Origin of the sequence: Kitasatospora sp. NBC_01560 (assembly GCF_045208415.1) — a bacterium.
In the GTDB taxonomy this organism is placed as follows: Bacteria; Actinomycetota; Actinomycetes; order Streptomycetales; family Streptomycetaceae; genus Kitasatospora.
On the sequence record NZ_CP109364.1, the window covers coordinates 1788431 to 1802651 of the forward strand.

Annotated in this window: 10 protein-coding genes; 7 read left to right on the top strand and 3 right to left on the bottom strand. The window is 74.1% G+C overall.

The window, feature by feature from the left end; translation table 11 throughout:
• The first annotated feature begins 21 nt into the window (after positions 1 to 21).
• Together OH807_RS07320 and OH807_RS07325 are read left to right on the top strand one after the other, a co-directional pair.
• Positions 22 to 1584 (top strand): APC family permease, encoded by a 1563-nt coding sequence (locus OH807_RS07320; protein ID WP_406195343.1) that lies wholly within the window; start codon positions 22 to 24, stop codon positions 1582 to 1584.
• Positions 1581 to 3227 (top strand): amidohydrolase, encoded by a 1647-nt coding sequence (locus tag OH807_RS07325; RefSeq protein WP_406195346.1) that lies wholly within the window; start codon positions 1581 to 1583, stop codon positions 3225 to 3227. The genes OH807_RS07320 and OH807_RS07325 overlap by 4 nt, the downstream gene beginning before the upstream one ends.
• Before the next feature lie 181 nt (positions 3228 to 3408).
• Here the strand turns inward: OH807_RS07325 and OH807_RS07330 are convergent, their stop codons facing one another.
• The 3 genes from OH807_RS07330 to OH807_RS07340 all read right to left on the bottom strand — a co-directional run bounded on the left by OH807_RS07330 (position 3409) and on the right by OH807_RS07340 (position 6048).
• The gene (locus OH807_RS07330) at positions 3409 to 3780 is read right to left on the bottom strand and encodes a hypothetical protein (RefSeq protein WP_406195348.1); all 372 of its coding nucleotides are present in this window, start codon (positions 3778 to 3780) and stop codon (positions 3409 to 3411) included.
• Between the two features lie 104 nt (positions 3781 to 3884).
• Positions 3885 to 5711 (bottom strand): glutamine--fructose-6-phosphate transaminase (isomerizing), encoded by a 1827-nt coding sequence (gene glmS, locus OH807_RS07335; protein ID WP_406195351.1) that lies wholly within the window; start codon positions 5709 to 5711, stop codon positions 3885 to 3887.
• Positions 5712 to 5763: 52 nt separating this feature from the next.
• Positions 5764 to 6048, bottom strand: a complete 285-nt coding sequence (locus tag OH807_RS07340; protein ID WP_406195354.1) for a hypothetical protein — start codon at positions 6046 to 6048, stop codon at positions 5764 to 5766.
• A gap of 239 nt (positions 6049 to 6287) precedes the next feature.
• Here OH807_RS07340 and asnB point away from each other — a divergent pair, with 239 nt between their 5' ends.
• The 5 genes from asnB to OH807_RS07365 all read left to right on the top strand — a co-directional run bounded on the left by asnB (position 6288) and on the right by OH807_RS07365 (position 14183).
• Positions 6288 to 8138, top strand: coding sequence for an asparagine synthase (glutamine-hydrolyzing) (gene asnB / locus OH807_RS07345; protein WP_406195356.1), 1851 nt, complete (start codon positions 6288 to 6290; stop codon positions 8136 to 8138).
• Between the two features lie 270 nt (positions 8139 to 8408).
• Positions 8409 to 9527, top strand: a complete 1119-nt coding sequence (locus OH807_RS07350) for a hypothetical protein (RefSeq protein WP_406195358.1) — start codon at positions 8409 to 8411, stop codon at positions 9525 to 9527.
• 123 nt (positions 9528 to 9650) lie between these two features.
• Positions 9651 to 11093, top strand: a complete 1443-nt coding sequence (locus OH807_RS07355; protein ID WP_406195361.1) for a pyridoxal phosphate-dependent decarboxylase family protein — start codon at positions 9651 to 9653, stop codon at positions 11091 to 11093.
• A gap of 76 nt (positions 11094 to 11169) precedes the next feature.
• Entirely contained in the window at positions 11170 to 12600 is a 1431-nt protein-coding gene (locus OH807_RS07360; RefSeq protein ID WP_406195363.1) for a GNAT family N-acetyltransferase, read from the top strand.
• Positions 12601 to 12920: 320 nt separating this feature from the next.
• Complete coding sequence (locus tag OH807_RS07365) at positions 12921 to 14183, top strand: MurT ligase domain-containing protein (protein ID WP_406195365.1); 1263 nt, start codon at positions 12921 to 12923, stop codon at positions 14181 to 14183.
• The last annotated feature ends 38 nt before the right edge of the window (positions 14184 to 14221 follow it).

A 14221-nucleotide genomic window follows, 5' to 3' on the forward strand; every position in this document is an offset into this window, starting at 1 on the left:
CGAGAGAGTCCGGTCCCCCCGATGGCGTCTTCTCCTCCCCCTCCGCCGCAGGTCGCGGCGCTGCCTCGGTCCCTGGGCGTGTTCGGCGGGGTCCTGCTGACCCTGTCCTGCGTCACGCCCGCCTCGTCGCTGTTCATCGTCGTGCCCCCGCTGCTCCAGTCGCAGGGCAGCGGCGCCGTGATCAGCCTGCTGGTGGCCGCCGTGCTGTCGCTCGGGGTGGGCCTGTGCTACGCCGAGCTCGGCACCCTGGTGCCCAGCGCCGGCGGCGAGTACTCGATCGTCGGCCGGGTCCTAGGCCGGCCGGTCGGCTGGCTGGTCTTCGTGATCTCGATCGTGTCGCTGCTGGTGATCCCGCCGATCATCGCCCTCGGCACCGCCGGCTACCTCGGTTCGGTGCTCTCGCTGGACCCGGCCGTGGCCGGCGGCGCGGTGATGCTGCTCGCCGTCGCGGTGGGCGTGCTGGACATCAAGTCCAACGCGCTGATCACCGGCACCTTCCTCGGCCTGGAGGTGCTGGCCGCCGGCGTCGTCACCGTGCTCGGTCTGACCCACGTCCACCAGCCGGTCTCGACCCTGGTGCACGCGGTCGTCCCGGACGGCCAGGGCGGCACCAGCCCGTTCACCGCGGGGCTGCTGGTCTCCGGCCTGGCCGTGGCGATCTTCACCTACAACGGGTTCGGCACCGCCGTCTACCTCTCCGAGGACCTGCGCGACCCCCGGCGCTCGGTCGCCCAGACGGTGCTCTGGTCGCTGCTGGCCGGAGTCGTCGTGATCACCCTCCCGGTGATCGCGATCTGCCTGGGCGTCAGCTCCCCGGACCAGCTCGCCACGGGGGACCTCGTGGCCATCGTGGACGACTGGGCCGGCACCGGCGTCGGGACCTTCGTCAGCCTCTGCATCGCCGCGGCCATCCTCAACGCCGTGATCGTGATGGTGATCCAGAACGGCCGGGTGCTGTACGCCTCGGCCCGCGACCGGACCTGGCCCGACCCGGTGAACCGCGCCCTCGGCACCCTGCACCCGCGCTGGGGCTCGCCCTGGGTGGCCACCCTCGCGATCGGCCTGCCCGGCGCCGTCCTCGCGCTGACCGTGCCGATCGACGCCCTGCTCGGCTTCACCGGCGTGGTCGTCGCGGTGATCTACCTGCTGCTCGGCGTCGCCGCCCTGGCCGCCCGGCGCGGCCGGCACCGGCTGGTCGACGCCTGGCGGATGCCGCTCTGGCCGGCCGCCCCCGTTCTGACCACCGTCGTCCTCGGCTACACGCTCACCCAGCAGACCGGGCGGGACTTGCTGATCACGCTCGCCGTGGTGGTGGTCGGCCTCCTGTACTGGGTGCTCTACCTGCGCCCGCGCAGCGCCACCCACTGGGTGCTCAGCCTCCCCGCCGACCAGAGCAACGACCCGGGCACCGACCCGCGCACCGACCCGCACGACGGCCCGCACGACGCCCCGGGCAGCGACCGGAACGACGACCGGGACACCGGCTGGAGCACCGCCCCGGGCGCCGCCGCCTTCGGGGCCGCCCCCACCGCCACCACCACCACCACCACCACCCCCGCCGCCCCCGTCCGGGAGAACTCGTGAACCGCCCCGCCGAGCTGATCGTCCACAACGCCCACGTCCACACCGTCGACGACAGCCGCCCCCGCGCCGAGGCGGTCGCCGTCCGGGACGGGCGGATCGCCTGGGTCGGCGACGGCGACGACTGGCGCGAACTGGCCGGCCCCGGCACCGAGGTGGTCGACGCCCGCGGCCGGCTGCTGCTGCCCGGGTTCGTGGACAGCCACAACCACGTCCGGCTCGGCTCCGACGCGGCCTGCGTGCAGCTGGCCGGCGCCGGCTCCCTGCCCGAGATCGGCCGCCGGATCACCGAGTGGCTGCGCCGCAACCCGGACGCCGACTGGATCGAGGGCGAGGCCTTCGACTACACCGCCGTCCCCGACGGCCGGATGCCCACCGCCGCCGACCTCGACCCGTACACCGGCGACCGGCCCGCCTTCGTGCTCAGCTACGACGTGCACACCGCCTGGCTGAACACCGCGGCCCTGCGCCGCCTCGGCATCACCGCGGACACCCGCGAGCTCGCCTTCGGCACCGTCCGGAAGGACGAGGCCACCGGCGAGCCCACCGGCTTCCTCACCGACTTCGCCGTCCGCGGCCTCTCCCGCGACGGCCACCGGGCACTGCGGGCGGCCGGCGTCCCCTGGGCCTCCCCCGACCGGCAGTACGGCCGGCTCGCGGCCAGCCTCGACCTCGCCGCCCGCTACGGCATCACCACCATCGTCGAGCCGCAGAACTCGCTGGACGACCTGGCCCTGTTCGAGCGGGCGATCGCCGAGGGCCGGCTCCGGTCCCGCCTGGTCGCCGCACTCTTCCACCCGCGCGGCACGACCGACGCGGAGCTCGCCGAGTTCGCGGCGGCGGCCCGCCGGTACGACACCGACCGGTTCCGGGTCGGCCCGCTGAAGCTGTACATCGACGACGTCGTGGAGCCGCACACCGCCGCGCTGCTGGAGCCCTACGCCGGGCACCACAGCCACCGCGGCGAGACCTTCTACCCGGCCGAGGAGTTCGCCGAGGTGCTGGCCCGCCTCGACGCGGCCGGCTTCCAGGCCTTCGTGCACGCCACCGGCGACCGCGGCATCAGAACGGTGCTGGACGCCGTCGAGCACGCCCGCCGGGTCAACGGCCCGCGCGACGCCCGCCACCAGGTGGTCCACGTCGAGTGCCTCGACCCGGCCGACGTGCCGCGCTTCGCCGAGCTGGGCGTGGTCGCCTGCATGCAGCCCCGGCACTGCTCGCCCGACATCGCCGGGCCCGGCAAGGACTGGGCGGAGGCCGTCGGGGAGGGCCGCTGGTCCAAGGCCTGGCCGATGCGCAGCCTGGAGGAGGCGGGCGCGGTGCTGGCCTTCTCCAGTGACTGGAACGTCGCCGAGATGGACCCGCTGGTCGGCCTCTACACGGCCGTCACCCGCCGCGGCCTGGACGGCGGCGAGCCGTGGATGCCCGCCGAGACGGTGTCGCTGGCCACCGCGCTGCGCGGGTACACGCTGGGCAGCGCCCGCGCCAACTTCCTGGACGACCGGCTCGGTTCGCTCACCCCGGGCAAGCTGGGCGACCTCGTCCTGCTCTCGGACGACCTCTTCGAGCTGGAGCCGAAGGCGTTCCTGGACGCCCGGGTCGACCTCGCGGTGGTCGGCGGTGAGGTGGTGCACCGGGCGCAGTGACCGGGCCGGGAACGGCGGGACACCGGTGACCGCCGGCCGGGGGCGACGTGCCTCTCCGGCCGGCGGTCACCGGTGTCCTCGCCAGGGGCTGACGGCCGGCGACTCGGCGCCCGCTGCTCACGACCGGCAACTCGACGGACAGCCGCTCAACGAACAACGGCTCACGGCCACCGGCTCCGCGTCACTGGTCGGAGTAGCCGAGGTCCCCGAGGGTCCAGCTGCTGACGTCCTCGATCGCGATCCGGTACATCCCGCCGGTGTGCGGGAGGCCGAAGTCCCCCTGGAGGATCTTCGCCAGGTGCAGGTGCAGGTGGCTCGCCTGGCCCGCCCCGGAGGCCGGGGCCGCCGCGGCGTCGGCGAAGAGCGGCGCGAACGGCTTGAGGTGCTCGGAGGCCTCCAGGACCTCGGCGACGCGTTCCCGCCAGACGGCCTCGGTGGCGAGTCGGCCGGTGATGACGGCTCCGGGAACGACGACGGTGATCGGCATCTGATTGCTGCCCGTCGACTCCACCATCGCGGTGATTCCGGTGAGCAGCGGATCCGGTTTCGGCATGGGCCCAGCCTAACGGAGAGCCCGGCCCGGCGGTGGCCGCTGCGCGCACGGGACCGCGCCGGTCCGCCCGCGGTGCGGGCTCGCCGGCGCGGCAGGCGGCCGGTCTACTCGACCGTCACGCTCTTGGCCAGGTTGCGCGGCTTGTCCACGTCGCGGCCGAGCGCCACCGCGGCGTGGTAGGCGAGCAGCTGAAGCGGGATGTTGAGCAGCAGCGGGTCGAGCTCGGGCTCGTTCTTCGGGACGAGGATGCAGTGGTCGGCGAGCTTGGCCTCGGGGCGGCGGTGCGCGATGGCCACCACCCGGCCGGAGCGGGCCTTGATCTCGCCGAGCGTGGTGAGGTTCTTGTCCAGCAGCTCGTCGTCCGGCACCAGGGCGACGGTCGGCAGTTCGGGGCTGATCAGCGCGAGCGGGCCGTGCTTCAACTCGCTGGCCGGGTAGGCCTCGGCGTGGACGTAGGAGATCTCCTTGAGCTTCTGCGCACCCTCGCGGGCCACGGGGTAGCCGCGGACCCGCCCGATGAACATCATGCCCTCGGACTTCGCGTACTCGGCGGCGAGTTCGGCGATGCCGTCGCTCTGCGCGAGGATCTCCCGGATCTGGTCCGGCAGGGCCCGCAGGCCGGCGACGATGCGGCGGCCGTCGGCGGGCGAGAGGTCGTGGATCCGGCCGAAGTGCAGGGCGAGCAGCGCGAAGGCGATGACCGTGGAGGTGAACGCCTTGGTGGAGGCGACGGAGATCTCCGGCCCGGCGTGCAGGTAGATGCCGCCGTCGCATTCGCGGGCGATGGCGCTGCCGACGGTGTTGACGACGCCGAGGACGCGGCCGCCCTTGCGCTTGATCTCCTGGACGGCGGCGAGGGTGTCGTAGGTCTCGCCGGACTGGCTGACCGCGATGTAGAGGGTGTCCGCCTCGATGACCGGGTTGCGGTAGCGGAACTCGGAGGCGGGCTCGCTGTGCGCGGGGATGCGGGAGAGCTCCTCGATGAGCTGCGCGCCCATCTCGCCGGCGTAGTAGGCGGAGCCGCAGCCGAGGATCTTGACCCGGCGGATCTCGCGGAGCTCGCGGGCGTCCAGGTTGAGGCCGCCGAGGTGGGCGGTGGAGAACCGCTCGTCGAGCCGGCCGCTGAGGGTGCGCTCGACCGAGCCGGGCTGCTCGTGGATCTCCTTGAGCAGGAAGTGCTCGTAGCCGCCGGTGTCGTAGGAGTCGATCTCCCAGTCCACGGTGGACGGCTGGCGGTGGGTGGTGCGGGCGTCCTCGGTGAAGGTGCGGAAGCCGTCGGCGCGGACGGTCGCCAGCTCGCCGTCCTCCAGGTGGACGACCTGGCGGGTGTAGCGGACGAGGGCGGAGACGTCGGAGGCGACGAACATCTCCTTCTCACCGATGCCGAGCACGATCGGGCTGCCGTTGCGGGCGGCCACGATCCGGTCGGGCTGCTCGGCGTCGAGCACGGCGATGCCGTAGGTGCCGACCACCTTGCCGAGCGCGGCGCGCACGGCCTCCTCCAGCTCCACGCCCTCCTTGGTGTGGGCGGCGATCAGGTGGGCGAGCACCTCGGTGTCGGTCTCGGAGCGGAAGACGGCGCCGTCCTCGGCCAGCCGGGCGCGCAGCTCGTCGGCATTCTCGATGATGCCGTTGTGGACGACGGCGATCCTCTCCGCGTTGTCCAGGTGCGGGTGGGCGTTGGCGTCGCTCGGCACGCCGTGGGTGGCCCAGCGGGTGTGGCCGATGCCGGTGGTGCCCTTGAACCGGGCCGGGACGGCGGCGGCGAGGTCGGCGACCCGGCCCTTGACCTTGCGGACCTTCAGGCCGCCGGTGCGGCCGGTGACGGCCACGCCGGCCGAGTCGTAGCCGCGGTACTCCAGGCGGGCCAGGCCCTCCAGCAGGAAGGGGGTCGCGTCCTTGGGGCCGATGTAGGCCACGATTCCGCACATCTGGGTGGACTCCTTCGTAAGACGGTGGGGGCGGCGCTCGGCCGTGGGGCTCTCAGCCGTAGACGATCCGGCGCAGCTGCCGGGCCGAGAGTTCGGGGGCCGCCACCCGCCGGGCGGGCAGTTCCTCCGCGAGCCGGGTGAAGATCCGCTCGTTGGTCAGGCCGCGTGCCTGCAGCTCGCCGTGGCGGCGGCGGACGTACTCCTCGGTCGTCTCGGAGAAGTACGCCAGCACCTCCGCCACCACCCGCGCCGCCTCCCGGGGCCCGAGCGGGCTGGTCCGGGTGAGGTGGGCGAGCAGGTCTTCGTGAGGGTGCGAGGAGCCGGGTGAGCTGGACACGATTGAGGACTCTAGGGCGGGCTCGGCGAGGAAGCCAAAGATCTTGCCCGAATTCGGGCAGATCTTGAGACTTTTGGCGCAACGAACGCCGCCGGACGCCCCGGCGGGCCGCGCCACCCGGCGCGGACGGGGGCGCGCCACCTCGCCGACACGCCCTTGTAGCGCCCGGGCGCCGCCACGTAGCGTGTTGGTCCGCATACGCATCGGAGATACGGATCGGAAGAACCGGAGGCTTGCTGATGTGTGGGATCACCGGATGGGTCGCCTTCGACCGCGACCTCACCACCGAACGCCCCGTGCTCGACGCGATGACCGCCACCCAGCTCTGCCGCGGCCCGGACGCCGGCGGGATCCACCTGGAGCGGCACGCCGCGCTCGGCCACCGCCGCCTCGCCGTGATCGACCCGGAGGGCGGCGCCCAGCCGATGACCGTCGAGCACGACGGCCGGCTGCTGGCCGCCCTCAGCTACAGCGGCGAGGTGTACAACCACCGCGAACTGCGGGCCGAGCTCGCCGCGGCCGGCCACCGGTTCCGCACCCGCAGCGACACCGAGGTGGTGCTGCACGCCTACCTGGAGTGGGGCGCCGGCCTGGCCGAGCGGCTGAACGGCATGTTCGCGTTCGCGGTCTGGGACGCCCGCAGCGAGGAGCTGCTGCTGGTCCGCGACCGGATGGGCGTCAAACCGCTGCACTACCACCGGACGGCGCACGGCGTGGTCTTCGGCTCCGAGGCGAAGGCCGTCCTCGCCCACCCCGCCGTCCGGCCGGTGACCGACCTGGACGGCCTGCGCGAGATGCTCGCCGTCACCAAGTCCCCCGGCCGGACGGTGTACCGCGGCATCGCCGAGGTGCAGCCGGGCCACCTGGTGCGGGTGCACCGCGGGGGCCTCACCGTCCACCGGTACTGGGCGCTGGAGGCCCGCACGCACCCCCACGACCTGGGCAGCACGGTGACCACCGTCCGGGCCCTGCTCGACGACATCGTCCACCGCCAGCTGGAGTCGGACGTCCCGCTCTGCTCGCTGCTCTCCGGCGGCCTCGACTCCAGCGCCGTCACCGCGCTGGCGGCCCGGGCCCTGCGCGCCGCCGGTGCCGGCCCGGTGCGCTCCTTCGCGGTCGGCTTCGCCGGCCAGGACGAGCACTTCCGGGCCGACGAGGTGCGTTCCACCCCGGACGGCCCGTACGCCCGGCTGCTGGCCGGCCACGTCGGCGCCGAGCACAGCGTCGTCGAGCTGGGGAGCGCCGCCCTCACCGACCCGGCGGAACGCGTCGCCGCGCTGCGCGCCCGGGACGCCCCGGGCGGCTTCGGCGACATGGACATCTCGCTGATGCTGCTCTTCCGCGGGGTCCGCGAGCACTCCACGGTGGCGCTGTCCGGCGAGTCCGCGGACGAGCTGTTCGGCGGGTACCGGTGGTTCCACGACCCACGGCTGGTCGCCGCCGAGGACTTCCCGTGGGCGGGCGCGGTGACGCAGCTCGCCGGCGCCGGCGCCGGGCCGCGCGAGCTGCTGCTCGACCGCGGGCTGCTCGCCAAGCTCGACGTGCCCGGGTACCGGCGGGCCAGCTACCGCGAGGCACTCGCCGAAGTCCCCCACCTGCCGGACGCCGACCCGCTGGAGCGGCGGATGCGGGAGATCTCGTACCTCAACCTGACCCGCTTCGTCCGCATCCTGCTGGACCGCAAGGACCGGATGAGCATGGCCAACGGCCTGGAGGTGCGGGTGCCGTTCTGCGACCACCGGCTCGTCCAGTACGTCTTCAACACCCCGTGGGCGATGAAGAGCTTCGACGGCCGGGAGAAGAGCCTGCTGCGCGCCGCCGTCCGGGACGTCCTGCCCGCCGAGATCGCCGACCGGGTGAAAGCGCCGTACCCCGTCGTCCAGGACCCGCGCTACCCGGCGCTGCTGCGGGCCGAACTGGCCGCGCTCGCCGCCGACCCCCACTCCCCCGTCCTCGCACTGCTCGACCGCCGGGCACTCACCGACGCGCTGGCGCCGGACACCGACCCGCAGTCCGTCCGGCTCGCCGCCGACCTCGTCCTCGACCTCAACACCTGGCTGACGGAGTACCAGGTCTCGCTGGAGCTCTGACCGGTGCGACCGGTCCGGGCCCGCCGCCGGAGCAGCTGAACCCGGCGGCGGGCCCCGAGCGTCAGTACGTCGGACGGCGCAGCGGCACGACCGGGTGCCGCTGCACCGTCCGGACGGTGACGCCCGGCCATCCCGGCTCGTTGAGCGGTTACGGCGTGCGGTAGCGTCGCCGACACCTCCCGAATGGCGGCCGAAAACACGGATTCCCACCCACGTGCCGTCAGGATGGGGAGCGACCCGTCCGTTCCGATCCGCCGGGGGATCTCCGTCATGCAACCGCGAGTATTCGCGATCCTCACCGCCTTCCTGCTGGGAATCCTGGGCCTCGGGTCGGTGGCCGTCACCGACTGGACGCCCGGTACCGCCGCGCCGGTCGCCGCCACCGCCGCGCCCGGGTCGGCGGGGGCGCCGCCGGCCGGCGCGCAGACCGCCGGCACGACGGCCACCCCGACCGGCGACCCGGCGGTCTGGACCCGCTCGACGCTGCGGAACAAGCTGATGTCCGAGATGGAGGCCACCGACCCCGGCGTCGCCCTGGCCGACCTCGACAGGATCACCAAGGCCCAGCCGTACACCGTCCGGTTCTGCCACCCGATCGCGCACGAGCTCGGGCACGCGGCCGTGAAGCGGTTCAACGCCGACTTCCAGAAGGTCATCTCGTTCCCGCACGAGACCTGCGCGGCCGGCTACCTGCACGGCGCGGTCGAGGAGATGCTCAACGCCTCCACCCAGCCCGAGGTGGACCTGCTGAAGCTCTGCGCGCCCAAGAACACCGGGCCGTGCATCCACGGCGTCGGCCACGGCACGATGTTCGTCGCCAAGCAGGACGTCGCCAAGGCCCGCGACCTGTGCAACAAGTTCACCACCGACCAGAACCGGATCCGCTGCTCCGAGGGCCTCTTCATGCAGCTCTTCGGCCCGGACGAGGAGGACGAGACGGCGAAGGCGAACCTGCCCGCCGACAAGCTCGCCCAGGACCCGCTGTACCCGTGCAAGGACCAGCCGGCGCTGTTCCAGTCCGCCTGCTTCTTCTACGCGCCGACCTTCTACCTCTCCTCGCACGACTACCCGAACCACCCCGAGGTCTACGCCGACGCCCTGAAGTGGTGCCTCAACGGCAAGGCCTCCGGCGGCTCGGTCGACTGCAGCCGGGGCGTCGGCTCGCGGACCATGAAGTACAACCTCGACCGCGAGGACTGGGCCGCCCAGCAGTGCGCCACCGCCGTCGACGGCTGGCAGCGCAAGGCCTGCGCCGAGGGCCTGGTCAGCTACTACACGGTGAACTACACGGACGGCGGGGCCGCGGGCCGGCTCTGCGCCAAGATCACCAACAAGGAGATGCAGGGCTACTGCCGCTCGGCCGGCGGGCTCTCCGCCTCGCTGGACTGATCCGCCCACCGCTCCGGAGGGGCCCGCGCCGCACGGCGCGGGCCCCTTTCCGTAGGATCGCGGTGATCGGGTGCGCCGAGGACGCCGCGCCACCAGGCCCCGCACCACCACCTGGAGCCCGCCGTGACCTCCGAGGACTTCCGCGCCGCCGCGCACACCGCCGCCGACCTCGCCGCCGACCACCTGGCCGGCCTGGCCGACCGCCCGGTCTGGCAGCCGATGGACGACGCCGCCCGCTCGACCCTCCTGGACGCGCCGCTGCCCGCGGCCGGCCGCCCGCTCGCCGAGCTGCTCGCCGCCGTCGAGAAGGACGTCCTGCCGTACCCGATGGGCAACGGCAGCCCGCGGTTCTTCGGCTGGGTGAACTCCGCCCCGGCCCCGGCCGGCGTGCTCGCCACCCTGACCGCCGCCGCGATGAACCCCAGCTCGGCCGGGGGCGACCACGCCGACGTCCACCTCGAACGGGCGGTGGTCCGCTGGATCGCCGAGCTGGTGGGGTTCCCGCACCCGGCCGGCGGCGGGCTGCTCACCTCCGGCACCTCGATGGCGACCATCGTCTGCCTGGCCGCCGCCCGGGGCCGCGCCGCCCGCGCCGCCGGGTGGGACGTCCGCGAGGACGGCCTCGCGGGCATGCCGCCGCTGGTCGGCTACGTCACCGGCGAGACCCACTCCTGCGTCCGCAAGGCCGCCGAGCTGCTCGGCCTCGGCAGCCGGCACCTGCGCACCGTCGCCACCGGCCCGGACGGCCTGCTGGACGTCGCCGAGCTGCGTGCCGCGATCGAGCGCGACCGGGCCGCCGGCCTGCTGCCGTTCCTGGTCGTCGCCTCGGCCGGCACGGTGGGCACCGGCGCGGTCGACGACTTCGACCCGATCGCCGACCTCTGCGCCGAGCAGCGGCTCTGGCTGCACGTGGACGGCGCGTACGGCGCCTTCGGCGTGCTGGACCCGGCGATCGCGCACCGCTACACGGGGATGGCCCGGGCCGACTCGCTCGCCCTCGACCCGCACAAGTGGCTCGGCGTCCCGGTGGACTGCGGCTGCGCGCTGGTCCGCGACTCCGAGGAGCTGCGCTCCACCTTCAGCCTCGTCCCCTCCTACCTGCGCGACGAGGCGGCCGGCTCGCTCGGCTGGTTCTCCGAGTACGGCACCGAGCAGACTCGCCCGTTCCGCGCCCTCAAGGTCTGGGCGACCATCGCCCACCGCGGCCGCGACGGCCTCGCGCAGGACATCGCCCGGTGCACCGCCCTCGCCCGCCGGCTCGGCGAACTCGTCGAGGCCGACGACGAGTTGGAGCTGATGGCCGAGGTGCAGACCTCGATCGTGGCCTTCCGTCACCGCGCCGCCGGGGCCACCGGGGCCGCGATCGACGCCGTCAACCGCGAGCTCCCGGTGGCCGTCCAGCGCCGCGGCCGGGTCTTCGTCACCGGCGCCCGGCTGGCCGGCCACGAGGTGCTCCGCGCCTGCCTGCTCAACGCCGCCACCACCGAGGCCGACCTCGCCCTCCTGCTCACCGAGGTGAAGGCCGCCGCGCGGGAGCTCGCCGGCCCGCCCGTCGACGCGCGGTAACCGGGGCCCGGAGACATTAACCGACAGGTCACGGAGGATTCGTGATCGCGAAACACCCGGGCGGCAGATTGATGTCATGGAGCACACGGAGCAGCTGACGACGACCGAACCGACCTCGACCCCGGCGCCGACCCCCTCCCGTGCCCAGCGGCGCGGTGCCCGCACCCACCGCTGGCGCCGCGACACCGTGGAGCTCGCCGCGGTCTTCCTCTCGGTGACCGCGGCCGACCTGGTGGCCAAGGTCGTGGTGCACGGCCCGGAGGGCCCGGTCGTGCTCGCCTCCTCCGCGGTGGCCCTGGTGGGCACGGCGGTCTTCCACAGCTGGTGGTCGCACCGCCACCAGCTGCACGGGCCACCGGCCCCGGACGCGCCCGCGCCCCCGGACGAGCCGGCGGCCGCCGCACCCGAGCCACTGCGGGGGCCGCTGCACGACTTCGAGCGGACGGTGCTCTGGCGGGTCCGCACCACGGTGCAGGACTCCCCCGGCAGCCTGGCCCGGGTCTGCACGGCCTTCGCCGGGCAGCAGGTGAACATCGTCTCGATGCAGTCGCACCCGCTGCCGGAGGGCGCCGTGGACGAGTTCTTCGTCCGCGCGCCGCAGTCGCTCACCCGGGCCGGGCTGACCGCGCTGGTGGCGGGGGCCGGCGGGCACGACATCTGGACCGCCCCCGCGGACGCGCACGACCTGGTCGACGTGCCCACCCACGTGCTGGCGCTGGCGACCCGCACCGCGCTGGACGCGGCCGAGCTGCCGATCGCCCTGCGCCAGCTGTTCGGGCAGTGCACCATCCGCCAGTACCCGGGCGCGGCGAAGCGCGGCGGCGCCGGGGTGGACGGGCACGTGATGCGGCTGCCGGTGCCGTCCGGCGACCTGATCGAGCTCACCCGGCCGCAGCTGCCGTTCACCCCGACCGAGTTCGCCCGGGCCCAGGCGCTGGTCGAGCTGGACACCCTGCTCGGCCCCCGGGTGCCGGACGTGTCGGCCCGGCTGACCCTGCCCGCCGGCGCCGACCTGACCGTCCGGCGCGCCGACGCCGGTGACAAGGCCGCGGCGCTGGCCATGCACCGGCGCTGCTCCCCCGAGACGCTGCGCAAGCGCTACCACGGCCCGGTCCCGGACGCCGACCGCTACCTGGACCACCTGCTGGACGCCCGGCACGGCCAGGCCCTGGCGGTGGAGGCCGCGGACGGGCGGATCGTCGCCCTCGGGCACCTGATGTGGGACGACGGCAGCGCCGAGGTGGCGGTGCTGGTCGAGGACGCCTGGCAGCGCCGCGGGCTGGGGCTGGACCTCATGCGGCGGATGTCGGCGCTGGCCCTGGAGGCCGGGGTGGAGACGGTGTACGCCGTCACGCAGTCCTCCAACACCGGGCTGATCGCCACCATGCGCAAGCTGGCCGCGCCGCTGGACTACCAGGTCGACGAGGGCACCCTGGTGATCACCGCGCACCTCGCCGAGGCGGCCGAGGAGCTGCCGGTCCCGTGGCCCTCCCGGCCGGGCAGGTGATCGTTTCTTCACCACATCCTCACGGCGCCCCGCGGGCCGGACGGCGATCCCCGCCGTCCGGCCCGTCGCCGTGGCCGCCCGCGGGGAACCGCACGGCCCCACCAGGGCGTCCCGGACGGTGAGAAGCCCGTCCGTACACCGCCTGCCCCGACGGGCCGTCAGCGCCCGGCCGGCCGGGCCGCCGGGCCCGTCGCGGCAGGCGGCGCGGGGTCCGGAGCACCGACCCGGGCGGCGGAGTCGGTAGGCTGGCCCCGTCCCCGCCGCCCAACGGCCCGTTATCGGGCCCCGGGCGGTGCCGCAGCAAGGAGGAACCACTGAGCATGGCAGGCACCGAATCGGAGCCCACAGGCGCACGCGACGCCTCGCTGCCCGCCCGCGCCAAGATCGCGGTCACGGCCGGCAAGGTGGCCGCCGCCCTCTCCCAGAAGGCGGGCCGAGGCAGCGGCTCGGTGATCGGCGGCAAGATCGCCCTCAAGCTCGACCCCGATCTGCTCGCCACCCTCGCCGACCACCTGGACGTCGTGCTGGTCAGCGCCACCAACGGGAAGACCACGACCACCCGGCTGATCGCCGAGGCGCTGCGCGCCGCCGGCCCGGTGGTCTCCAACGCCCTGGGCGCCAACATGCCGGCCGGCATCACCTCCGCCCTGGCCGGCGGCTCGGACGCCCGCTTCGGCGTCATCGAGGTGGACGAGAAGTACCTGGCCGGGGTCGCCCGCGACACCCACCCCAAGGCGATCGCCCTGCTCAACCTCTCGCGCGACCAGCTCGACCGCGCCGCCGAGACCCGGATGATGGCCGAGAAGTGGCGCGAGGGCCTCCAGGACACCGAGGCCGTGGTCATCGCCAACGCCGACGACCCGCTGGTGACCTGGGCCGCCTCCTCCTGCAAGAAGGTGGTCTGGGTGGCCGCCGGGCAGGCGTGGAAGGAGGACGCCTGGTCCTGCCCCGCCTGCGGCGGCGTCATGCAGCGCCCCGGCGACGACTGGTTCTGCCAGGACTGCGGCTTCCGGCGCCCCAACCCGCACTGGGCGCTCCAGGGCACCCACGTGATCGACCCGCAGCGCGGCGCCTGGCCGATCCAGCTCCAGCTGCCCGGCCGGGCCAACCTCGCCAACGCCACCAGCTCCGCCGCGGTCGCGGCCGTCTTCGGCGTCTCGCCGCAGGTCGCGCTGGAGCGGATGCAGTCGGTGACGGCCGTGGCCGGCCGTTACGACGTCGTCCAGTACCAGGGCCGCGACATCCGGCTCCTGCTGGCCAAGAACCCGGCCGGCTGGCTGGAGACCTTCTCGCTGATCGACGGCCCGCCGGCCCCGGTCATCCTCTCCGTCAACGCGCTCGACGCGGACGGCACCGACACCTCGTGGCTCTGGGACGTCGACTACGAGCGCCTCGCCGGGCACCCGGTGTTCGTGATGGGCCAGCGCAAGCTGGACCTCGCCGTCCGCCTGGAGGTCGCCGGTCTGCAGTTCCACGTCGTGGACTCGCTGGAGCAGGCCGTCCGGATGGCCCCGCCCGGCCGGATCGAGGCGATCGCCAACTACACCGCCTTCCAGCAGCTGCGGAAGGTCGTGGCCGGCTGATGCCGGTCCAGCAGCCCCATCGAATGAGCGTGACGGAA